The sequence below is a fragment of the Pseudomonas sp. RW409 genome, from assembly GCF_003184125.1.
GTDB lineage: Bacteria > Pseudomonadota > Gammaproteobacteria > Pseudomonadales > Pseudomonadaceae > Aquipseudomonas > Aquipseudomonas chlororaphis_I.
In genome coordinates, this window is sequence record NZ_QHHP01000040.1 from 340,902 (window position 1) to 363,664 (window position 22,763).

The 22,763-nt window shown below is 62.8% G+C and carries 20 protein-coding genes and 1 pseudogene; 5 read left to right on the forward strand and 16 right to left on the reverse strand.

The window, feature by feature from the left end:
• Positions 1-26: 26 nt before the first annotated feature.
• From DK261_RS20115 to DK261_RS20160, 10 genes and pseudogenes are all read right to left on the reverse strand, one after another.
• Positions 27-923 (reverse strand): M23 family metallopeptidase, encoded by an 897-nt coding sequence (locus DK261_RS20115; protein WP_009051601.1) that lies wholly within the window; start codon positions 921-923, stop codon positions 27-29.
• Positions 924-984: 61 nt separating this feature from the next.
• Positions 985-1,299, reverse strand: a complete 315-nt coding sequence (locus DK261_RS20120; protein WP_016703130.1) for a helix-turn-helix domain-containing protein — start codon at positions 1,297-1,299, stop codon at positions 985-987.
• 7 nt (positions 1,300-1,306) lie between these two features.
• Positions 1,307-1,627, reverse strand: a pseudogene (locus DK261_RS20125) (type II toxin-antitoxin system RelE/ParE family toxin); the annotation flags it as partial.
• Between the two features lie 567 nt (positions 1,628-2,194).
• A complete protein-coding gene (locus DK261_RS20130; protein WP_016703129.1) occupies positions 2,195-3,157 on the reverse strand; it encodes a response regulator in 963 nt (320 codons plus the stop codon).
• A 168-nt stretch (positions 3,158-3,325) separates the two neighbouring features.
• Positions 3,326-4,087 carry a phosphate signaling complex protein PhoU gene (phoU, locus tag DK261_RS20135; RefSeq protein ID WP_007928528.1) on the reverse strand — a complete coding sequence of 254 codons (762 nt, stop codon included), beginning with the start codon at positions 4,085-4,087 and terminating at the stop codon, positions 3,326-3,328.
• A gap of 118 nt (positions 4,088-4,205) precedes the next feature.
• Complete coding sequence (gene pstB, locus DK261_RS20140; RefSeq protein WP_009051604.1) at positions 4,206-5,039, reverse strand: phosphate ABC transporter ATP-binding protein PstB; 834 nt, start codon at positions 5,037-5,039, stop codon at positions 4,206-4,208.
• A 175-nt stretch (positions 5,040-5,214) separates the two neighbouring features.
• Positions 5,215-6,885 carry a phosphate ABC transporter permease PstA gene (gene pstA, locus DK261_RS20145; protein WP_009051605.1) on the reverse strand — a complete coding sequence of 557 codons (1,671 nt, stop codon included), beginning with the start codon at positions 6,883-6,885 and terminating at the stop codon, positions 5,215-5,217.
• Positions 6,886-6,900: 15 nt separating this feature from the next.
• Positions 6,901-8,934: an ABC transporter permease subunit gene (locus DK261_RS20150; protein WP_172833406.1), complete on the reverse strand. Its 2,034-nt coding sequence runs from the start codon at positions 8,932-8,934 to the stop codon at positions 6,901-6,903.
• 409 nt (positions 8,935-9,343) lie between these two features.
• On the reverse strand, positions 9,344-10,342 hold the full coding sequence (locus DK261_RS20155; protein ID WP_016703125.1) for a phosphate ABC transporter substrate-binding protein PstS family protein: 999 nt from the start codon (positions 10,340-10,342) through the stop codon (positions 9,344-9,346).
• 243 nt (positions 10,343-10,585) lie between these two features.
• Complete coding sequence (locus tag DK261_RS20160) at positions 10,586-11,884, reverse strand: MFS transporter (protein WP_028683641.1); 1,299 nt, start codon at positions 11,882-11,884, stop codon at positions 10,586-10,588.
• A 388-nt stretch (positions 11,885-12,272) separates the two neighbouring features.
• On the opposite strand from DK261_RS20160, the gene DK261_RS20165 reads away from it, so the two are divergent.
• Positions 12,273-12,677, forward strand: coding sequence for an acyl-CoA thioesterase (locus tag DK261_RS20165; protein ID WP_003229628.1), 405 nt, complete (start codon positions 12,273-12,275; stop codon positions 12,675-12,677).
• Between the two features lie 72 nt (positions 12,678-12,749).
• Positions 12,750-13,649 (forward strand): D-hexose-6-phosphate mutarotase, encoded by a 900-nt coding sequence (locus tag DK261_RS20170; protein WP_110176212.1) that lies wholly within the window; start codon positions 12,750-12,752, stop codon positions 13,647-13,649.
• Between the two features lie 140 nt (positions 13,650-13,789).
• On the opposite strand, the gene DK261_RS20175 is transcribed toward DK261_RS20170, so the two are convergent.
• The 5 genes from DK261_RS20175 to DK261_RS20200 form a co-directional block, all read right to left on the reverse strand.
• Positions 13,790-14,326, reverse strand: a complete 537-nt coding sequence (locus tag DK261_RS20175; RefSeq protein WP_009051609.1) for a DUF3299 domain-containing protein — start codon at positions 14,324-14,326, stop codon at positions 13,790-13,792.
• Between the two features lie 86 nt (positions 14,327-14,412).
• On the reverse strand, positions 14,413-14,658 hold the full coding sequence (locus DK261_RS20180; protein ID WP_007928514.1) for a GlsB/YeaQ/YmgE family stress response membrane protein: 246 nt from the start codon (positions 14,656-14,658) through the stop codon (positions 14,413-14,415).
• Between the two features lie 107 nt (positions 14,659-14,765).
• Positions 14,766-15,848, reverse strand: a complete 1,083-nt coding sequence (locus tag DK261_RS20185; protein WP_016703122.1) for a 5-(carboxyamino)imidazole ribonucleotide synthase — start codon at positions 15,846-15,848, stop codon at positions 14,766-14,768.
• A gap of 11 nt (positions 15,849-15,859) precedes the next feature.
• A complete protein-coding gene (gene purE / locus DK261_RS20190) occupies positions 15,860-16,351 on the reverse strand; it encodes a 5-(carboxyamino)imidazole ribonucleotide mutase (RefSeq protein ID WP_009051611.1) in 492 nt (163 codons plus the stop codon).
• Between the two features lie 532 nt (positions 16,352-16,883).
• Entirely contained in the window at positions 16,884-17,801 is a 918-nt protein-coding gene (locus DK261_RS20200; protein ID WP_009041373.1) for a LysR substrate-binding domain-containing protein, read from the reverse strand.
• Positions 17,802-17,982: 181 nt separating this feature from the next.
• Here DK261_RS20200 and aspA point away from each other — a divergent pair, with 181 nt between their 5' ends.
• Positions 17,983-19,407 (forward strand): aspartate ammonia-lyase, encoded by a 1,425-nt coding sequence (gene aspA, locus DK261_RS20205; RefSeq protein ID WP_007928510.1) that lies wholly within the window; start codon positions 17,983-17,985, stop codon positions 19,405-19,407.
• Positions 19,408-19,453: 46 nt separating this feature from the next.
• Here the strand turns inward: aspA and DK261_RS33065 are convergent, their stop codons facing one another.
• Entirely contained in the window at positions 19,454-19,849 is a 396-nt protein-coding gene (locus tag DK261_RS33065) for a hypothetical protein (protein ID WP_158286943.1), read from the reverse strand.
• A gap of 66 nt (positions 19,850-19,915) precedes the next feature.
• Here DK261_RS33065 and DK261_RS20215 point away from each other — a divergent pair, with 66 nt between their 5' ends.
• Both DK261_RS20215 and DK261_RS20220 read left to right on the forward strand, forming a co-directional pair.
• Positions 19,916-20,641 carry a hypothetical protein gene (locus tag DK261_RS20215; RefSeq protein WP_110176215.1) on the forward strand — a complete coding sequence of 242 codons (726 nt, stop codon included), beginning with the start codon at positions 19,916-19,918 and terminating at the stop codon, positions 20,639-20,641.
• 676 nt (positions 20,642-21,317) lie between these two features.
• Complete coding sequence (locus DK261_RS20220) at positions 21,318-22,763, forward strand: sodium:alanine symporter family protein (RefSeq protein WP_016704014.1); 1,446 nt, start codon at positions 21,318-21,320, stop codon at positions 22,761-22,763.

Here is a 22,763-nt window from a genome sequence, read left to right on the forward strand (position 1 = left end):
CGCAGCCTTCGGCAGCGGCTACACGGCTACTTTTTGCCTAGCGCGAAATTCGGCAGGCTGCCGATGGGCTGGTTGAACTGATAGGGAATCGACACCAGCCCCAGCCCCGTATTGCGCTGCACCACGAAGTGCAGGTGCGGGCCGCTGCTGTTGCCGGTGTTGCCCGACAGCGCCAGCGGGCTGCCCACCACGACCCGCTGGCCTTCACGCACGCATACCGAGCCGCGCTTGAGGTGCAGGTACACCCCCATGGTGCCGTCGTTGTGCAGCACCCGCACGAAATTGCCGGAAGGGTCGGTGCCGCGCCCGCTCTGGCGGTTCTCGGTCTTCACCACCACCCCGCCCCGCGCCGCGATGATCGGCGTGCCCTCGGGCATGGCGATGTCCATGGCATACCGGCTCTTGGGGCCGAAATGGCTGTACCGGCCGTTGGCGCCCTGGGTCAGGCGAAAGGGGCCGCCACGCCAGGGCAGCGGGTAACGATAGGCCTGGGCGGCGCCTGCAGGGTCGCCCAGGGAATAACGGAACTGCGGGACATAGATCAGCGGCTTGCCCGCCTGCATCGCCGTGAGCTGCGCCAGGCGCTGTCGGCTGCGGGCCGGCAGTACCCGGCGAATCGGCTGCCTGGGGGCGCTGCGGATGTTCTTCAGGCCGGTAAACCCCAGCTCGATCTCCACCGGCGCATACAGGTCGTTACGCACAAAGACGCTGTCCACCCCCCAGCTCTTCTCGACGTCCAGACGCACCTGGCGCTCCAGGTGCTCGACCATGCGATCGCGAAACACGAACACCTGGGCGCCCGGCGACGGACGGTCGCTGTAGGACACCACGCCGTTGGCGTCGGTGGACTTGTAGATGGTCATGGCCATGGCCGAGGTGGCAGCCAGCAACAGACCACAGGAAATCAGCAAGTGCGTGAACATGGGCAAGATTCTGAAGAAAGCCTGAAGTCAGGCTAGCAGCCCGACGTGGACTTTGTATGAATCAACCCTGCACCAGAGGTTCCGCTGCCGACGAACTGAAACTGATATCGACACCCAGTTGCGCGGCGTCGGAGAGATTGACCAGCGCATCCAGGGAAAACTTGTTGATCTTGCCGCTGAGCACGTCGTTGAGTCGCGGCTGGGTGATATTGAGCCGCCGGGCGGCCTCCTTCTGCGAAACGCCCCAGGCCTTGATGGTCTTGCCCAGTTCCAGCATGAGCTTGGAGCGCAGGCGCATATTGGCGGCTTCCTGCGGCGAACCTTCGAGCGCGTCCCAGACACTGGCGAAACGCTCGGTATGCATGTGATCGGTCATGGCGTGCACTTATCTCCTGAAGTCTGGCCCGAGCCAGCTCGATGTCCCGCGCTTCGGTCTTGCGGGTGGTCTTGCGCATGGCGTGCAGCACATAAATGGCCGCGGGCCGGTTGGCCACGTAAAACACCCGAAACGCCCCTGAATCCTCACTGATCCTGATCTCGAACACTCCCGGCCCCACGGTTTTCATCGACCGGCAGTCATAGGGCTGCTCGCCCTGCTGCAACAGATCCAGTTGAAAACCTGCGGCCCTTCGCGCATCCAGCGGAAAAGCCCGGAGGTCCCGGAGCGCGCTCCCGACAAACACCACATCCTTGTGCCTAGGCATCGAACCTCTCCCGTGACTGACCCCGGAGAGGTTAAACAACCCGACCGCCACAGCGCGCGGCCGGGTTGTTTCAAAGCGTGGCCAGGCACAAGAAAAGCCGAAAGCACAGACCACAACCTATATCAGTACAGATATAAATCAACCTGAAAAACCGAGAATCGGACACACGGCAGCAAACTACCGTCTCTCCCCCAACACCTTGTGCTGCGTGGCCTGCAAGACATCACAGCCATCCTCCAGCAACGGATGCAAGGCCTGGGTGACACGCCCCAGATCACCTTCGTCAGCGTGCAGAAGCGTGGTACAGGAAAGTGTTTGCAGCAGGTTTCGCTCCGCATTCAAACGCGGACTGGTGCTGGAGTGGGACAGCACTCCGACGAAACGGGCGCAGGGGTTTGAGATCGTTGAAGGCCTTCGGCCTTATCGCAGCCTGCGGCAGCGGCTACAGGGGGCGGGCCAGCAGTCCGGAGAATGTAGCGTCAGAGCGGACGCTATCGCGGGCAAGCCTCGCTCCTACAGAGGCGTGGTTGCCCGTGAAATAGTGGTCAGGAACAGGGCTGAGAGGACTCAGGCGCCGGGGACGAAGTGTTTCTGCGCCGTGCCGCGGGCGATCAGGCGGGAGATGTAATCGAGCTTCTGCGCATCCTGGTCGACGAAGCGGAAGGTCAGCTGCAGCCACTCGCTGTCCGGCTTCGGCTCATACGCCACCACTGCATGCAGGTAGCCGTTCAGGCGCGCCACTTCGGCATTGTCACCCTGCTCCAGGTCCAGCACCGCGCTGTCGAGCACCTGCGGCAGCGTATCGGTACGCTTCACCACCAACAGCGCCTCCTTGATGCTCAGCGCCTTGATCACGCACTGCTGGGTACCGCTGGGCAGGCGCAACTGCCCCTGGCCGCGACCACTGGCAGGCGCAGCGGCGGCAGGAGCCGGCGCCTTCACCGGCGGGCTGTTGAGCAGGCCACGGGACGGCGCAGCAGCGGGAGCAGGAGCAGAGACGACAGCAGGCTTGGCAAACGGATTGACCGCCGCAGCAGCCGGCGCGGCGCCGATGACTTCGGCCTTGCCGCCGGTCAGGGCACTCAGGGAGTCGTTGCCGAACGCCGAGTTCATCTTGGTCGGCGCGCTGTTCATCAGGGTGTCGAGCTTGCCGACCTTGTTCAGCGCCTGCTTGACCTTGGTCAGCAACTGCTCGTTGGTGAACGGTTTGCTGACGTAGCCGGAGACGCCGGCCTGGATCGCCTGCACCACGTTCTCCTTGTCGCCGCGACTGGTGACCATAATGAACGGCATGGCCTTCATCGCTTCCTGGCCGCGGCACCAGGTCAGCAGCTCCAGGCCGGACATTTCCGGCATTTCCCAGTCGCACAGGACCAGGTCGAAGGCTTCACGGGCCAGCAGGGCCTGGGCTTTACGGCCGTTGATGGCGTCCTCGATCTTGATGCCAGGGAAGTAGTTGCGCAGACACTTCTTCACCAGGTCACGAATGAACGAAGCGTCATCCACCACCAACACACTTACCTTACTCATCGACCACCCCTTTAAAAATCCCGGCTAGCATAACGCTTTACTGATGGCACTTTGCCAAAACTCTTCAGTCACGCCAGGACTTTTCGTTCGCGGGCGCTGCTTTTCAAGTTCAATCCCCATAAACGAAAACGCCCGGCCAAAAGGGCCGGGCGCTTCTCTCGGGCAACCTTACTTATCGTCAGCTTCACCCGGAACATTAGCGCTTTCGGCGCTTGTGCCTTCAACTTCTTCCTTCATCCGCTTGAGCCCCAGATGGCGTACATCGGTGCCGCGCACCAGGTAAATCACCAGCTCCGAGATGTTGCGCGCGTGGTCGCCGATCCGCTCCAGGGAGCGCAGCACCCAGATGATGCTCAGAACGCGCGAGATCGAACGCGGATCTTCCATCATGTAGGTGGCCAGCTCGCGCAGCGCGGTCTTGTACTCACGGTCGATGATCTTGTCGTACTGGGCCACCGACAGCGCCAGGTCGGCGTCGAAACGGGCAAAGGCGTCCAGCGCATCGCGGACCATGTTGCGCACCTGGTCGCCGATGTGCCGCACTTCCACGTAGCCGCGCGGGGCCTCGCCTTCTTCGCACAGTTGGATGGCGCGGCGGGCGATCTTGGTCGATTCGTCGCCGATGCGCTCCAGGTCGATCACCGACTTGGAGATGCTGATGATCAGGCGCAGGTCGGAAGCCGCCGGCTGGCGACGGGCGAGAATGCGCAGGCATTCTTCGTCGATGTTGCGTTCCATCTGGTTGATCTGGTCGTCGATCTCGCGCACCTGCTGGGCGAGCCCCGAGTCGGCTTCGATCAGCGCGGTGACGGCGTCGTTGACTTGTTTCTCGACCAGCCCGCCCATCGCCAGGAGGTGGCTGCGCACCTCCTCGAGTTCGGCGTTGAACTGCTGGGAGATGTGGTGAGTAAGGCCTTCCTTCGAAATCATCTTGTTCACTCCGCGAAAGTTGCAAGCTTCAAGCTGCAAGCTTCAAGCAGTTAAATATTGATCCGGTACCGCACCATTTCTGTCTTGCCGCTTGAAGCTTGCGGCTTGCAGCTGCTTCCTAGCCGTAACGACCGGTGATGTAGTCTTCGGTCTGCTTCTTCGCCGGATTGGTGAACAGGGTGTCGGTGTCGCCGAATTCCACCAGTTTGCCCATGTACATGAACGCCGTGTAGTCGGAGACCCGCGCGGCCTGTTGCATGTTGTGGGTCACGATCACGATGGTGAACTTCGATTTCAGTTCGTAGATCAGTTCTTCGACCTTCAGGGTGGAAATCGGGTCGAGTGCCGAGCAGGGTTCGTCGAGCAGCAGCACTTCCGGCTCCACGGCGATGGTCCGGGCGATCACCAGACGCTGCTGCTGACCACCGGACAGGCCGAGCGCCGAGTCGTGCAGGCGGTCCTTGACCTCATCCCACAGCGCCGCGCCCTTGAGGGCCCACTCGACGGCCTCGTCGAGGATGCGTTTCTTGTTGATGCCCTGGATACGCAGGCCGTAGACCACGTTCTCGTAGATGGTTTTCGGGAACGGGTTGGGCTTCTGGAACACCATGCCCACGCGGCGACGCAGCTCGGCCACGTCTTCGCCCTTGCGGTAGATGTTGTTGCCGTAGAGGTTGATCTCGCCTTCCACGCGGCAGCCGTCCACCAGGTCGTTCATCCGGTTGAAGGTGCGCAGCAGGGTCGACTTGCCGCAGCCGGACGGGCCGATGAAGGCGGTCACGCGCTGCTTCGGAATGTTCATGCTGACGTCGAACAGCGCCTGCTTCTCACCGTAGAACAGGCTCAGGCCCGGGACTTCGATGGCCACGGTTTCCTGCTCCAGGCTCAGGCTCTGCTTGTCGCGGCCCAGGGCCGACATGTTGATGCCGTGGGTATGTGCTTCTTGTTGCATGGGTAACTCCCTACGCTAACAAATTCGTTTCAGTGAGCCGCTGGCCTCACAGAATGGGCCAGAGGTGTTGCCGTTTGTAGGAGCGAGGCTTGCCCGCGAAGGCGTCGGCACATTTGACAATGATGCGACTGACAGACAGCTTTCGCGAGCAAGCTTCGCTCCTACAGGGGCGGTGTTAACTATCCAAAGCCTTGTATTTCTCGCGCAGGTGGTTGCGAATCCACACTGCCGACAGGTTGAGCGTCGCGATCACCAGCACCAGCAGCAGCGCCGTGGCGTACACCAGCGGCCGCGCGGCCTCGACGTTCGGGCTCTGGAAGCCGACGTCGTAGATGTGGAAGCCCAGGTGCATGATCTTCTGGTCCAGGTGCAGGTACGGGTAGTTGCCGTCCACCGGCAGCGACGGCGCCAGTTTCACCACACCCACCAGCATCAGCGGCGCCACTTCACCGGCGGCGCGGGCCACGGCGAGGATCATGCCGGTCATCATCGCCGGGCTGGCCATCGGCAGCACGATCTTCCACAGGGTTTCCGCCTTGGTCGCGCCAAGGGCCAGGGAACCTTCACGCACGGTGCGGGGAATCCGCGCCAGGCCTTCCTCAGTGGCCACGATCACCACCGGCACCGCCAGCAGCGCCAGGGTCAGGGAGGCCCAGAGCAGGCCCGGAGTACCGAAGGTCGGCGCCGGCAAGGCTTCCGGGAAGAACAAGCGGTCGAGGGAACCACCCAGCACATAAACGAAGAAGCCCAGGCCGAACACGCCGTAGACAATGGCCGGAACGCCCGCCAGGTTGTTCACCGCGATGCGGATCACCCGGGTCAGGGTGTTCTGCTTGGCGTATTCGCGCAGGTACACCGCCGCCAGCACGCCGAACGGGGTCACGATCATCGCCATGATCAGGGTCATCATCACCGTACCGAAAATCGCCGGGAAGATGCCGCCTTCGGTGTTAGCTTCACGCGGGTCGTCGCTGAGGAATTCCCAGACCTTGCTGAAGTAGAAACCCATTTTGGTCAGGGTGCCCATGCCGTTCGGCTGGTAGGCGTGCACCACCTTGCCCAGGCTGATTTCCACTTCCTTGCCGTTGGCGTCCCGGGCAGTGAGGCTGTCGCGGTTGAACTGCGCATGCAGGTCACTGAGGCGGGCCTCGACGTCCTGGTAACGGGCGTTCAGCTCGGCGCGTTCGCTTTCCATGTCGGCCTGGGCGGCGGCATCGAGCTTGCCGTCCAGTTCCAGTTTGCGACCGTGCAGGCGGATACGCTCGAGGCCGGCGTTGATCGCGCCGATGTCGACTTTCTCCAGGGTCTTGAGCTGGGCAGCCAGCTTGTTCACCCGCTCGATCCGCGCCTGCAGTTCCGGCCAGGCCGCTTCGCCTTCGGCGATGACCTTGCCATCCTGCTTGACGTTGACCAGGTAGCCGTAGAAGTTGCCCCACTCGCGCCGCTCGATGGCCATCAGCTCCGGCGGCGTGGTCTGGTTGGTCAGCCAGTCGCCGACGATCCAGGTGAAGTCGTTGCCGTTCAGGTCACGGTTGCCGACCTTGATCAGCTCGCGGGTCATGAACTCGGGGCCTTCGTCCGGCACCGGCAGGCCGGCGCTCTTCAGGCGTGCCCGCGGCACTTCTTCTTTCTGTACCACTTCGCCGATGACCAGGTGGTTGGCCTGGCCCGGTACGTCGTAGTGGGCATGCACCAGGTCCGCCGGCCAGAAGTGGCCCAGGCCGCGCACGGCGATCACCGCCAGCAGGCCGATGGTCATGATGACCGCGATGGACACCGCGCCACCGCTGATCCAGACGCCCGGGGCGCCGCTCTTGAACCAGTCTTTTAGGGAGTTCTGTTTCACAGACTTCTACCTTTCTTAAAGCGACGAGTATTTCTTGCGCAGACGCTGACGGATCAGCTCGGCGAGGGTGTTCATGACGAAGGTGAACAGCAGCAGCACCAGCGCCGAGAGGAACAGCACGCGGTAGTGGCTGCCGCCGACTTCCGACTCCGGCATTTCCACCGCGACGTTGGCCGCCAGGGTGCGCAGGCCTTCGAACAGGTTCATTTCCATGACCGGGGTGTTGCCGGTGGCCATCAGCACGATCATGGTTTCGCCGACCGCGCGGCCCATGCCGATCATCAGCGCCGAGAAAATGCCCGGGCTGGCAGTGAGGATCACCACGCGGGTCATGGTCTGCCACGGGGTCGCGCCCAGGGCCAGGGAGCCCAGGGTCAGGCCGCGCGGCACGCTGAACACGGCGTCTTCGGCGATCGAGTAGATGTTCGGGATCACCGCGAAACCCATGGCCAGGCCGACCACCAGGGCGTTGCGCTGGTCGTAGGTGATGCCCAGGTCGTGGGAGATCCACATGCGCATGTCGCCGCCGAAGAACCAGTTCTCCATGAACGGGCTCATGTACAGCGAGAACCAGCCCACCAGGATGATCACCGGGATCAGGATCGCGCTTTCCCAGCCGTCCGGCACCTTGAGGCGCACCGACTCGGGCAGGCGGCTGAAGACGAAACCGGCCACCAGGATGCCGATCGGCAGCAGCATCAGCAGGCTGAAGATGCCCGGCAGATGGCCTTCGACATAAGGCGCGAGGAACAGGCCGGCGAAGAAGCCGAGGATCACCGTCGGCATCGCTTCCATCAGCTCGATCACCGGCTTGACCTTGCGGCGCATGCCCGGGGCCATGAAGTAAGCGGTGTAGATCGCCGCGGCAACCGCCAGCGGCGCCGCCAGCAGCATTGCGTAGAACGCTGCCTTGAGGGTACCGAAGGTCAGGGGCGAGAGGCTCAGCTTGGGTTCGAAGTCGGTGTTGGCCGCGGTCGATTGCCAGACGTATTTAGGCTCGTCGTAGTTCTCGTACCAGACCTTGCTCCACAGCGCGCTCCAGGACACTTCCGGGTGCGGGTTGTCGAGCACCAGCGGTTGCAGCTTGCCGCCGGCTTCGACGATCACCCGGTTGGCCCGTGGCGACAGGCCGAACAGGCCTTCGCCCTCGACCACCTGGTCCACCAGCAGGGTGCGGTGCGCGGTGCTGTGGAACACGCCGAGCTTGCCCGAGGCGTCCAGCGCGACGAAGCCTTTGCGGCGCTCTTCGGCGGTGATTTCGATGATCGGCGTGGTGCCCATCTGGAAGGTGCGGATCTGCTTCAGGCGCAGTTCGCCGTCCGGATCGCGGGCCATGAACCACTGGGCCAGGCCGCCCTTGGAGGTACCGATGATCAGCGAGATGCCGCCCACCAGCTGGGTGCTGGCCGTCACTTCGGCATTGGCATCCTCCAGCAGCTTGTAGCGACCGTTGAGGCTCTTGTCGCGCAGGCTGAACACGTCGGCCTGGGCACGCCCGTTGATCACGTACAGCCACTGTTGGCGCGGGTCGATGTACATGGCCTTGACCGGTTCGGTCATCTGCGGCAGCTCGATGCGGTTCTGCTCGCTGGTGACCTCGCCGGTCATCATGTTTTCTTCGCGGGTCAGCTGCAGCACGTGCAGTTGCGCGCCGCTGGAACCGGCCACCACCAGCGCCGAATCGGTGGCGTTGAGGTTGACGTGCTCCAGGGCACCGCCCTGCTCGTTCAGCACGATCGGGGTTTCACCGTAGGGGTATTCGATGGCCGGCGAGATGGTCTTCTTGCCGTCCGGGTAGCTGACCTTATAGGTGTGACGGAACACCAGCGCCTGGCCGTTGGACAGGCCAACCACCACCAGCGGGCTGCCCGGCTGATCCTTGCCGATGGCGGTCACGGTGGCGCCAGCCGGGATCGGCAGGTCGACGCGACGCAGCTCGGCACCGTTGTCGATGTCGAAGAACAGCGCCTGGCCCTTGTCGGAAACCCGCATGCCGACCTGGTTCTGCTCTTCCAGGGAGAACATCAGCGGCTTGCCGGCGTCCTGCATCCAGGCCGGGGTCAGCGGGTCCTTGGCGGTCAGGTCGGCGCCCTGGAACAGGGGCAGCACGACATAGGCGAGGAAGAAGAAGATCAAGGTGATCGCGGCCAGCACGGCCAGACCGCCGACGAGGACGTACCAACGGGTCAGGCGATCTTTCAGCGCGCGGATGCGGCGCTTGCGTTGCAGCTCAGGCGTATTGAAGTCAATGCGCTTGGGGGGAGAAGTCGGAGTCATGGTGGAGTTGGCCAGATCATTCATGCGCACACCCTAGCGATCCTGTATGACAGAAAGATGACAATGCAGTGACGCAACAAATCCGCCGCGTAGCAGAGCTGGCAGCGGATCGAAAATTGGGGGGTGTAGGAGCGAGCCCGCTCGCTCCTACAAGGTCCGGGACTGGCCCGGACCTAGGGTGTTACTTCTTTACGACAGCAGAGCCTTCCTGCAGGCCCAGGTCAGCCAGTGCCTTGGCGGCGACTTTGGCTGGCAGTGGGATGTAGCCGTCTTTCACCACGACTTCCTGGCCCTGTTTCGACAGAACCAGTTTCACGAACTCGGCTTCCAGCGGGGCCAGAGGCTTGTTCGGGGCCTTGTTGATGTACACGTACAGGAAGCGGGACAGCGGGTACTTGCCGTTCAGGGCGTTTTCTTCGGTGTCTTCGATGAAGTCGCTGCTGCCTTTCTTGGCCAGGGCCACGGTCTTCACGCTGGCGGTCTTGTAGCCGATGCCCGAGTAGCCGATGCCGTTCAGCGAGGAGCTGATGGACTGGACCACCGAAGCCGAACCTGGCTGTTCGTTGACGTTAGGCTTGTAGTCGCCTTTGCACAGGGCTTCTTCCTTGAAGTAGCCGTAGGTGCCGGATACCGAGTTACGACCGAACAGCTGGACCGGCTTGTTGGCCAGGTCGCCGGTCACGCCCAGGTCGCCCCAGGTCTTGACGTCGGCTTTGGCGCCGCACAGGCGGGTCGAGGAGAAGATCGCGTCAACCTGTTCCATGGTCAGGTGCTGGATCGGGTTGTCCTTGTGCACGAACACCGCCAGGGCGTCCACGGCAACCGGGATGGCGGTTGGCTTGTAGCCGTACTTCTGCTCGAAGGCCGCCAGTTCGGTGTCCTTCATCTTGCGGCTCATCGGGCCCAGGTTGGAGGTGCCTTCGGTCAGCGCAGGTGGCGCGGTGGCGGAGCCAGCGGCCTGAATCTGGATGTTTACGTTCGGGTATTCTTTCTTGTAGTGCTCAGCCCACAGGGTCATGAGGTTGGCCAGGGTATCGGAGCCGACGCTGGACAGGTTGCCCGACACACCAGTGGTCTTGGTGTAGCTCGGGATAGCAGGGTCAACAGCGGCAACCGCGTGGGCAGTCGCAACGCCAGCAGCGACAAAAGTCATTGCCGCCATCAAACGCTTCAGTTTCATGCCTTACTCCTAGCAGATAGGGTGTGTTAAGTCGGGCCAAGTATCTGTAGGCCGTGTGAACACTCTATGGCTGAAATATGACAATTAGATGAAAGGCCAGCATTCGCGATGGAAGGCTGGCCTTTTTTTATAGAGGGTTTTGTAGCCGCTGCCGAAGGCTGCGATCGACCCGAAGGGTCGCGACGATCGTCAGCGCGCAGAAGGGCCTGCGGCCTTGCGGCAGCGGCTACAGGAAGGCCCGGATCAGCGATCCTTTTTCCACAGGTACAGGCCGACCAGGATCCCGATGCTGCAAATAATTGCAACATAATAGGCCGGGCCCATCGGGCTCTCCTTGAGCAGCGCGGTCACCACCATCGGCGTCAGGCCACCGAAGATCGCGTAGGCCAGGTTGTAGGAAAACGACAGGCCACTGAAGCGCACCACCGCCGGGAACGCCTTGACCATCACATAAGGCACCGCGCCGATGGTGCCCACCAGCAGGCCGGTCAGCGCGTACAGCGGGAACAGCCAGTCTGGATGATCCAGCAGGCTGTGGTAGAAGGTCCAGGAAGTCGCCAGCAGCAGCGCACTGCCGAACACGAACACCCGGCCCGCGCCAAAACGGTCGGCCAGCGCACCGGACGCCACGCACCCCAGGCTGAGGAACACGATCGCCAGGCTGTTGGCCTGCAACGCGGTGGTCGGGCTGAAGTGATAGACCGTCTGCAATACGGTCGGGGTCATCAGGATCACCACGATGATCCCGGCGGACAGCAGCCAGGTCAGCAGCATCGAGAGAATGATCGCGCTGCGGTGGTCGCGCAGCACTGCGCGCAGCGGCACTTCCTCGGCCAGGGCCTTGCGCAGTTGCAGCTCGGCGAACACCGGGGTTTCGTGCAGCCAGCGGCGCAGGTACACCGAGAACAGACCGAACACGCCGCCCAACAGGAAAGGAATCCGCCAGGCGTAATCGGCGACTTCGCCCGGGGTGTAGATGCTGTTGATCGCGGTGGCCACCAGCGAACCCAGGAGGATGCCGGCGGTCAGGCCCGAGGTCAGGGTGCCGCAGGCGTAGCCGATATGCCGCTGCGGTACATGCTCGGAAACGAACACCCAGGCGCCCGGCACTTCACCGCCGATGGCCGCCCCCTGGATCACCCGCATCAGCAGCAACAGGATCGGCGCCCACATGCCGATCTGCGCGTAGGTCGGCAGCAGGCCCATGATCAGGGTCGGCACCGCCATCATGAAAATACTCAGGGTGAACATCTTCTTGCGCCCGAGCAGGTCGCCGAAGTGCGCCATGACGATCCCGCCCAGGGGCCGGGCCAGGTAGCCGGCGGCGAAGATCCCGAAGGTCTGCATCAGGCGCAGCCACTCGGGCATGTCCGCCGGAAAGAACAGCTTGCCGACCACCGTGGCGAAGAACACGAAAATGATGAAATCGTAGAACTCCAGCGCGCCGCCCAAAGCGGACAGCGACAGGGTCTTGTAGTCATTGCGGGTCAACGGACGAGCCGGTTGCGCGGGCTGCGCGACGCTCGAAGGCACAGTGGTCATGGCAAGGGCTTCTCTTATAGTCGGTTCTGGAAGCCGCAACAGCGCTGGTTGTGGCCTGGCAGGTTCGGCACGATAGCAAATTGTTCGAAAAAGCACATAGATGTGCACAATTGACAGTCAAAATCAGAACCGGATGGTCGTCGCGGAGCCTGTCGACCGATATACTCGCAGGCATTGGAGCAAAGCCGCCCCGGCAAGGGTTGCTGTGCGAAAACGCCGCTGGGCGCCCCAGGCGCCGACTCGGCCAGCCGGTTTCGCAGAGTTTCCCTTTAGTACGCCTTACGAAGAACGTGACGAACGTAGTATGTTCGGGCTGAATCGTTTTTCCTCAAGACGGCTATTCACCTGAAGTACCAATGAAGAGTCACGGGTCAGAGGCACCCCCGGCATGATAGAGCTCGAACAAGAAGATCCGATCCCGCAAGGCGACCTGGCCCTGCAAATCACCGCGCTTCCCCGCGAAACCAACGGCTTTGGCGATATTTTCGGCGGCTGGCTGGTGGCCCAGATGGATCTGGCGGGCACCGCAATGGCCAGTCGCGTGGCCGGCGGACGTGTCGCCACCGTCGCCATCGACCGCATGGCATTCCTGGTGCCGGTAGCGGTCGGCGCGCAGCTTTCCTTTTATACCCAGACCCTGGAAATCGGACGCAGCTCGATCCAGATGATGGTCGAGGTCTGGAGCGACGATCCGTTGTCCAGCGAATGGCGCAAGGTCACCGAGGCGGTGTTCGTGTTCGTTGCCATCGACGGCAGCGGCCGCACCCGCTCGGTTCCGCCCAGAGCCCGCTAAATTCGGCGAGGGTTAAACCCGGCGGCTGTTACGTGGTCCATAGCAGCCCTGCTTTTGAACGAGAACAGCACCATGCCTACCCCTCACGTTGAAACGGTGAAACTGGATGAACTGAACTGCTGGCGCATCCGCCACGGTCAGGCCGAACTGCTGGTGGCCCAGCAAGGCGCGCACATCCTCAGCTATCAATTGGCCGGGCAACCGCCGCTGATCTGGCTCAACGACGAGGCCGTGTTCAAGACCGGCAAAAGCATTCGCGCCGGCGTTCCGGTGTGCTGGCCGTGGTTTGGCAATTTCGCGCGCAACCCGCAAAGCGTCCAGGCCATGCGCCAGAGCAGCGAGCCAGCCGGAGCCCACGGCCTGGTCCGCGCCACCGACTGGGAACTGCTGGGCATCCAGAGCGAAGGCGAAAGCCTGCTGGTGGAACTGCAACTGCCGATCCCCGAAGGTGGGCTGCCAGGCTGGCCGCATCAGGTCGAGCTGAAGCTGAGCATCCGTCTCGACGACCAGCTGCACATCAACCTCACCAGCCACAACCTGGGCGACGACAGCGTCACCATCAGCCAGGCGCTGCACAGCTACTTCGCGGTCAGCGATGTGCGCAAGGTGCATGTCGAAGGGCTGGATGGCCTGAACTACATCGAGACCCTGGATGACTGGAAGACCCGGCAGCAGTCCGGCGACCTGCATTTCACCGGCGAGACCGACCGCATCTACCTCGATCCACCACCACAGCTGAGCATCGTCGACCCGGCCTGGGAGCGACGCATCCAGCTGACCAGCAACGGCTCGCGCTCGGCGGTGATCTGGAACCCGTGGATCGCCCGCGCCGAGCAGTTCAGCGACATGGCCAACGATGGCTGGCAACGCATGCTGTGCATCGAGACCGCCAACGTGATGGATGACGTGGTGACCCTGGCGCCGGGCGCCAGTCATACCCTGGGTGTGAGCGTTACCAGCGTGCCGCTGTAACGTCGGGTTCTTTCTGCGCGAGCAGTCGGGTCGAGGCTCGATTGCTCGCGATGAATGACCCACATTGATTCAGTGAAACCGCGTAATCGTTGACGTCCATCGCGAGCAAGCTTCGCTCCTACAGAAGCAAGTATTGCGCCTTACAAATCCGACTCCTGCACCACCCGCACTTTCTGTGCATCCAGCGCATAGGCCGCGTCGGCCAGGTCGTTGCTGACCGTCTCGATCTTCAGGTGGCCGGTCACCCACAGCGGCGTGTAGATATCGTCCAGCTTCACGCCCTTGGGGAAACGCACCAGCACCAGCTGGTTGGGCGGCGGTGGCGGCACATGGATGCAGGCGCCCGGGTAAGGCACGAGGAAAAACAGGGTGCTGCGCCCCTTGGCGTCGGACTCCAGCGGCACCGGATACCCCCCTATGCGGATGTCCTTGCCGTTCATGGCCGGCACGGTCTTGGTCGAATACATCACCGCCGGCAACCCCTTGCTCTGCTTCAGGCCGCCCTTTTCGGTAAAGGTGCCATTGGCTTCGGGGGAGTTGTGATCGATTTCCGGCATTTGCTCGAGGGCTTTCTGGTCCGACTTGGGCATCAGTTCGAGCCAGTCGGTTTCCGGCAGTTCGCCGGCATGGGCCAGGCCTGAGCCCAGCAGAACAAGAGTCAACAGAAGACGGCGCATGGAGGAGCTCGGCAAGAAAGGGACAAGACAACGCCGGGCATTCTAGCCCTCTCTACCTGCGCAGCAGAGAGGGCTTTGTCGCTAAATCAGTTCTTTTTGACCAGGCCGTAGATCACCAGCAGCACGACCGCGCCAACCAGCGCGCCGATGAAGCCCGCGCCCTGGCCCGCCTGGTAGATGCCCAGGGCCTGGCCGCCGTAGGTGGCTGCCAGCGAACCGCCGATACCGAGCAGGATGGTCATGATCCAGCCCATGCTGTCATCGCCCGGTTTCAGGAAGCGAGCCAGCAGGCCAACGATCAAGCCGATAAAGATGGTTCCAATAATTCCCATGGCATTTCCCTCTGTATGAGTTAGGTATGCCAAAGCCTAGTTAGCGCATTGGCATCCTGCCATCAGAGAACGGCGGCCCCGATTGGTTCCACCGCAGCCCCAGGAAGTTATTCGGCGATCAGCGCCTCGACCTTGAGGATCTGCGCCTCGAGGGTCGCCTTGTCCTTGCAGCGCAAGTTGGCGTGACCGACCTTGCGCCCGACCTTGAAGGCCTTGCCGTAGTGATGCAGGTGGCAATCGTCGATGGCGATGACCTTCTCCACCGCCGGCACTTCGCCGATGAAGTTGATCATCGCGCTCTCGCCGACCTTGGCGGTCGAACCCAGCGGCAGGCCGGCGACGGCCCGCAGGTGGTTTTCGAACTGGCTGCACTCGGCGCCTTCGGTGGTCCAGTGCCCGGAGTTGTGCACCCGCGGTGCGATCTCGTTGGCCTTGAGGCCACCGTCGACTTCAAAGAACTCGAACGCCATCACACCGACATAGTCCAGCTGCTTGAGCACGCGGCTGGAATAGTCTTCGGCCAGGGCCTGCAGCGGGTGATCGCTGCTGGCCACGGACAGCTTGAGGATGCCGCTGTGGTGGGTGTTATGCACCAGCGGGTAGAAACGGGTTTCGCCATCGCGGGCGCGCACGGCGATCAGCGAGACTTCGCCGGTGAACGGCACGAAGCCCTCCAGCAGGCAGGCCACGCTGCCCAGCTCGGCAAAGGTGCCGGCCACGTCTTCAGGGCCGCGCAGGACTTTCTGGCCCTTGCCGTCGTAACCCAGGGTGCGGGTTTTCAGCACGGCCGGCAGGCCGATGCTGGCCACGGCGGCTTCCAGGTCGGCTTGCGACTGGATGTCGGCGAACGCCGGGGTGGGAATCCCCAGGTCCTTGAACATGCTCTTCTCGAACCAGCGATCGCGAGCGATGCGCAGGGCTTCGGCGCTCGGGTAGACCGGGACGAACTGCGACAGGAAGGCCACGGTTTCCGCCGGCACGCTTTCGAACTCGAAGGTCACCAGGTCCACTTCGTCAGCCAGCTGGCGCAGGTGATCCTGATCGCCGTAATCGGCTCGCAGGTGTTCGCCCAGGGCAGCGGCACAGGCATCTGGCGCCGGGTCGAGGAAAGCGAAGTTCATCCCCAGCGGAGTGCCCGCCAGAGCCAACATGCGACCCAGCTGGCCGCCACCGATTACACCGATCTTCATCGTCAAAAACCTCAGGCGACGCGTGGGTCTGGATTGTCCAGGACGCTGTCTGTCTGCTCAGCGCGGAATTTTTTCAGCACGGTATGAAATTGCGGATGCTTGGCGCCGAGGATGCTCGCCGACAGCAGCGCGGCGTTGATCGCGCCGGCCTTGCCGATGGCCAGGGTGGCGACCGGAATGCCCGCGGGCATCTGCACGATGGAGAGCAGCGAGTCCACGCCCGAGAGCATCGACGACTGCACCGGAACGCCCAGCACCGGCAGGTGGGTCTTGGCCGCACACATGCCTGGCAGGTGGGCCGCGCCACCGGCACCGGCGATGATCACCTCGATGCCACGCGATTCAGCCTCTTCGGCGTACTGGAACAGCAGGTCCGGGGTGCGGTGGGCAGAGACCACTTTCACCTCGTAAGGGATGCCGAGCTTTTCCAGCATATCGGCGGTGTGGCTAAGGGTGGACCAATCGGACTTGGAGCCCATGATCACGCCAACCAGTGCACTCATCGTCGTGCCTCTTCTCTCTGGGCGCCCGCAGGCGCGTCAAAAAACAACAAGCCACGCAGTATGCGTGGCTTGTTGTACGAATTAGTTTCGGTCCAGAACTGCCTACGCTCGATCAGGCTGCGTTAAAAACAAACTCGGAATGCTCATTGACTGACGTCAACTCCGCTTCCTCGCTTGTTTTTGCCTTGCCTGACCTTCGCTCGGCGAGTTCTGAACTCGAAACGTGACCGGACGAACCGGCCGAAGGCCGCGCAGTATACCGAAAAAGGTGAGCTAAACGCACTTTTGCCGACCATCTGTCATACACCATGTTTCAGGCGCAAAGCGGCGGTTTTATTGACTTCGGGGTCAGTCAGCATGGGCCAGGATCGTTGCCAGATTCCTGTAGCCGCTGCCGCAGGCTGCGATCGACGGCGAAGCCGGCGCAAAGGCGGTATTCCCAATCCTTCAGACAGACCGCGTCGCCAGGTTTTGCGCACCCTGCGACGGAGTGCCGCCCAGAGCGAGCGCAGCCTTCGGCAGCGGCTACAGGTCAGGTGTTGCCTGTGCCCTGCGCCGCGCCACCTTCCAGCTTGCGCCACAGCAACCGGACGTTGGCCTTGCGCACCAGGGCGCAGCGGTACAGGCGGATCTCCAGCGGCACATGCCATTGCGCGCCGCCGCAGACCACCAGTTCGCCGCGGGCCAGTTCGGCGCGCACGCTCAGGTGCGGCACCCAGGCAATCCCCAGGCCTTCCAGGGCCATGCTCTTGAGGCTGTCGGCCATGGCGGTTTCATACACCGTGGTGAACCGCAGGTTGCGCTGGCGCAGCAACTGGTTCACCGAACGCCCGAGAAACGCCCCGGCGCTGTACGCCAGCAGCGGCACGCTGGCCTCGCCTTCCAGGTCGAACAACGGCTTGCCGGCGGCATCCGCCGCGCACACCGGCAGCATCTCGGTCTGCCCCAGGTGCAGCGAAGGAAAAATTTCCGGGTCCATCTGCATCGCCGAATCCGGGTCGTAGAAGGCCAGCATCAGGTCGCAGCCGCCTTCGCGCAGGGCATGCACGGCGTCGCCGACGTTGGTCGCCACCAGCCGCGTGGCGATGTTCAGACCTTCGTTACGCAGTTGGGCGATCCAGCGCGGGAAGAAGCCCAGGGCCAGGGAGTGCGCCGCGGCGACCTGCATCACTTCGCCCTGCCCGCCTTCGAGGTGATGCAAGTGCCGCAGCACTTCACCCAGTTGCTCGACCACCGTGCGCGCGGTCACCAGGAACAACTGCCCCGCCGCCGTCAGTTCGATCGGCGTGCGCGAGCGGTTGACCAGGGTCAGCCCCAGCGCTGCTTCCAGGCTGCGGATCCGCCGGCTGAAGGCCGGCTGGGTCACGAAGCGCCGTTCGGCGGCCTGCGAGAAGCTGCGGGTGGCAGCCAGGGCACTGAAGTCCTCGAGCCATTTGCTTTCCAGATTCATCACGTCCTCCCGGGGAGCGCACCATTTTAGGTCACACGCTTGCCATGCAAGCGGCGTCACATGGGCATTATGCCGTTTATGCATAGGCCAGTGTTTAACAGCATTGGCCCAAATTTTCCCACAGGCCTAGGATTCGCAGCGTTCCGGCACAGACCGGGTCCATATCGAGATGATTTCTATCATGTCCTCCGCTGCATCTTTCCGCACAGAAAAAGACCTGCTTGGCGTACTCGAAGTACCTGCTCAAGCGTATTACGGCATCCAGACCCTGCGAGCGGTGAACAACTTCCGCCTCTCCGGCGTTCCGATTTCGCACTACCCAAAACTGGTCGTGGCCCTGGCAATGGTCAAGCAGGCAGCTGCTGACGCCAACCGCGAGCTGGGTCACCTGAGCGAAGCCAAGCACGCTGCCATCAGCGAAGCCTGTGCTCGTCTGATCCGCGGCGATTTCCACGAAGAATTCGTGGTGGACATGATTCAAGGCGGCGCTGGCACTTCGACCAACATGAATGCCAACGAAGTCATCGCCAACATCGCGCTGGAGGCCATGGGCCACAGCAAGGGCGAATACCAGTACCTGCACCCGAACAACGACGTGAATATGGCGCAGTCGACCAACGACGCCTACCCGACCGCGATCCGCCTGGGTCTGCTGCTGGGCCACGACGCGCTGCTGGCCAGCCTCGACAGCCTGATCCAGTCGTTCGCCGCCAAGGGTGAAGAATTCAGCCACGTCCTGAAGATGGGTCGTACCCAGCTGCAAGACGCCGTGCCAATGACCCTGGGTCAAGAGTTCCGTGCCTTCGCCACCACCCTGAGCGAAGACCTGGCCCGCCTGAAGACCCTGGCGCCTGAAGTGCTGACCGAAGTGAACCTGGGCGGTACCGCCATCGGTACCGGCATCAACGCCGACCCGCGTTACCAGGCCCTGGCCGTTCAGCGCCTGGCCACCATCAGCGGCCAGCCGCTGGTACCGGCCGCCGACCTGATCGAAGCCACCTCCGACATGGGCGCCTTCGTGCTGTTCTCCGGCATGCTCAAGCGCACCGCGGTCAAGCTGTCGAAGATCTGCAACGATCTGCGCCTGCTGTCCAGCGGCCCACGCACCGGGATCAACGAGATCAACCTGCCAGCGCGTCAGCCAGGCAGCTCGATCATGCCCGGCAAGGTCAACCCGGTGATCCCGGAAGCGGTCAACCAGGTGGCGTTCCAGATCATCGGCAACGACCTGGCCCTGACCATCGCGGCCGAAGGCGGCCAGCTGCAACTGAACGTGATGGAGCCGCTGATCGCCTTCAAGATCTTCGACTCGATCCGCCTGCTGCAACGCGCCATGGACATGCTGCGCGAGCACTGCATCACCGGCATCACCGCCAACGAGCAGCGCTGCCGCGAACTGGTCGAGCACTCGATCGGCCTGGTCACCGCGCTGAACCCGTACATCGGCTATGAAAACGCCACCCGTATCGCCCGCATCGCCCTGGAAAGCGGCCGCGGCGTACTGGAACTGGTGCGTGAAGAAGGCTTGCTCGACGACGCCATGCTCGCCGACATCCTGCGCCCGGAAAACATGATTGCCCCGCGTCTGGTCCCGCTCAAAGCCTGACCAACGCCCGCCCTGGCCACAGGGCACCGCTCACCAGGTCGAGGGACTAGACACCTCTCACCTTTTGAGGGCTTGGAGATTCTTCTCCAAGCCCTTTTTTTTGCCTGCTGGAAAACGGCAGGCCGTTTCCATCGATGCTCTTTGCCCTTGAAATCGCCACGCCCGCTTCGTCGGAGTGCCGCCCAAGCCGATCGCAGCCTGCGGCAGCGGCTACACCAACGAGCGTCATCAGCATTAAGATCGCCGCATCCCTCCGACCGATCACAACCCGCGACACCATCGATCCTGGATCGACATTGACCCGTAGCCGCTGCCGAGCCTGCGAGGCTGCGATCGGCACCGCAGGGGCCGCAAAACCTGACAGTACAATCTGCCTGGCAAACCGACTCAACGGTCTCGGCAGGCCGTTTTCCTTACCTGGCAAACCACTCGCTTCAAACAAGCACACTCCCCCAACGCGGAGGATAATCGGCCTCCCGCCCAATCAGACACCGAGGCACCGCCGTCGATGGACCCGACGCAATTCCAGGCCATACAGCAACTGCGCAGCTTGATCCCCGTGGGCCTGCGCCATGCCCAGACCTTGCTCGAACGCTGCGCAGGCAACCCCCAGCAGGCTGCCGAGCACTACAAGAACGAGCTGCTGCAGGTGCTGGCGAGTAAGTCCGGGCTGCCCCTGGAGCAAGTCCGGGAGCCGCTGCACAACGCCGGTTATGACCTGGGCCGCGCCTTGAGCGCTATTGAAGAAGCGCGCTTCACCCTGACCCAGCGCATCCTGCGTAAACATCACCGAGACAAGGGCCGGGCCCTGGACCTGATCGCCCAGGCCATAGAAGTCGCCGAGCAGCTACAACGACAGTACTGGCTGGCCTTCGAACAGCTGGAACGACTGGCACCGGCGCCGCGCTGCTTCATGGTGCTCCACGAGTGGCTGGCCTTTGAGGGCTGGGAAGGCTTTGACAGTGCCCTGCACTTTCACCTGCCCCAGGTCATCGCCCAATTCCGGCACCTGCAACTGGATGCCCTGGCGGACACCCTGGAACAGGCCGACCAGCGACAGAAACACCTGAGGGCGAGCCATGCCGCGAGCGACAGCCCTAGCGCGCTGGCCATACGAGTCAATCAGGACCCGCTCTTCAACAACCACCAGGACGCCTACAACCGTTACCGGCCGCAGCTCGATGAGCGCCTGTTCGAGTGGGTGGAACAGCATGTACCGCAGTTTCCAGCCTGAGCGGCGAGCGGCCGGGCTTTGCCCAAACCGCTGGATTGCCGCCCTCATCCGAACAGGGACATCGGGTTCAGCCCCATCTGCTGGACCTTAGCCCGCTACGTAATAGCTATGTAACCGTTACGTAATCGCTACGTAATCGTTGCCAGGCACAGGCTGCATGAACGGTATGTAACCGCTGCGTAGCCGTTGCCGAGCTTGCGAGGCTGCGATCGGTACCGCAGGGACCGTAATCCAGGCGCTGCAGCACATCGGCCGAATCGCACTGGCAGGTTTTGCAACCGTTTCGCAGGCTCGCGATAGCCGCAAAGCGGCGCTCCAACAGCCCCACCGCATCATCGTCGCCCCCCATCACAGCCCATCGGCCGCGCCTGCGAAAGCGCGCCGAGGCGCTCGCGCAAGAACCGATTCAGCCCCTTTCCCCGCCTGCCGTTCCTCGGCTCGACACGCAACATGCAGACGGCAGGCGCGCGCACCGGTATAGTGCGCCCCCTCTTCACGTGGGCAGCCGTCGGTAACGAGGCTCAACCTCACGGGGAACCCGAACTAATAACAACCCGCGAATTGGAACCGGGACGAACACTCGCCCCACCTGTCGTGCTGCCTGCGCGACGGTGTGTAACGCGATGTTTCGGACCGCCCAGCTTCTGCCTTTACAAAAAACAGCGAGGAATACTCCATGCTCGAAGTCATCAACGACTTCCTCTCAGGGAAAGTACTGATCGTGCTCATTGTCGGGCTCGGTAGCTACTTCACGATCCGCTCGCGTTTCGTTCAATTGCGCCACTTCTTCCACATGTTCGCGGTGTTCCGCGACAGCCTCAAAGGCAGCGCCGGACAACTCAGCTCGTTCCAGGCCCTGATGCTCAGCCTTGCCGGCCGCGTCGGTGCAGGCAACATCGCCGGTGTCGGCATCGCCGTGACCCTCGGTGGTCCGGGTGCGGTGTTCTGGATGTGGGTGACCGCACTGGTCGGCATGTCCAGCAGCTTCTTCGAATGCACCCTGGCCCAGGTCTACAAGCGCGCCGATGGCGACGGCCTGTACCGTGGCGGCCCGGCTTACTACATCCAGCACGGCCTCAAGCTCAAAGGCATGGCGGTGGTGTTCTCGATCCTGCTGCTGGTCACCTACGGCTTCGCCTTCATTGGCCTGCAGTCCTACACCGTGACCCACTCGCTGCAGAACGCCTTTGCTTTTGACCCGCAACACACCGGTATCGTCCTGGCAGTGCTGCTGGCCATCACCTTCATCGGCGGCATCAAGCGCATCGCCTCGGTGTCCGACCTGTTGGTACCGATCAAGACCCTGGCCTATATCGGCGTGACCCTGTACGTGATCGGCACCCAGATCGAACACGTGCCAGCCATGCTGGAAACCATCTTCAAGAGCGCCTTCGGTCTCGACCCGGCCTTCGGCGGCCTGCTCGGCAGCGCCATCATCATGGGCGTGAAGCGTGGCGTGTTCGCCAACGAAGCGGGCCTGGGCAGTGCGCCGAACGTCGCCGCCGTGGCCGCCGTGAAGCACCCCGGCGCCCAAGGTGTGGTCCAGGCCTTCAGCGTGTTCCTCGACACCTTCGTGATCTGCACCTGCACCGCGCTGCTGATCCTGCTGTCGGGCTTCTACACCCCGGGCTTCGAAGGTGACGGCATCGTCCTGACCCAGAACTCGCTGGCCGCCGTGGTCGGTGACTGGGGCCGCATGTTCGTCAGCGTCGCGCTGTCGCTGTTCGTCTTCACTTGCATCCTCTACAACTACTACCTGGGCGAGAACAGCCTGCAGTTCCTCACCCGCAACCGCGCTGCGCTGATGACTTTCCGCGGCCTGGTGCTGGCGCTGGTGGTCTGGGGTTCGATGCAGGACCTTTCGACCGTGTTCGCCTTCGCCGACATCACCATGACCTGCCTGGCCTTCGTCAACCTGGTGGCCCTGGCCATGCTGTTCAAGGTCGGCCTGCGCGTAATGCGCGACTACGACGAGCAGCGCCGCGCCGGCGTCGACCAGCCTGTGTTCGACTCCAGCAAATTTCCCGATCTGGACCTGGACCTGAAGGCCTGGCCGACCAGCCCGTCGGTTGCTGTCAAGGCTGACGCTCAGCCGCAAGGCATTCCCGCAGCGCAACGCTGA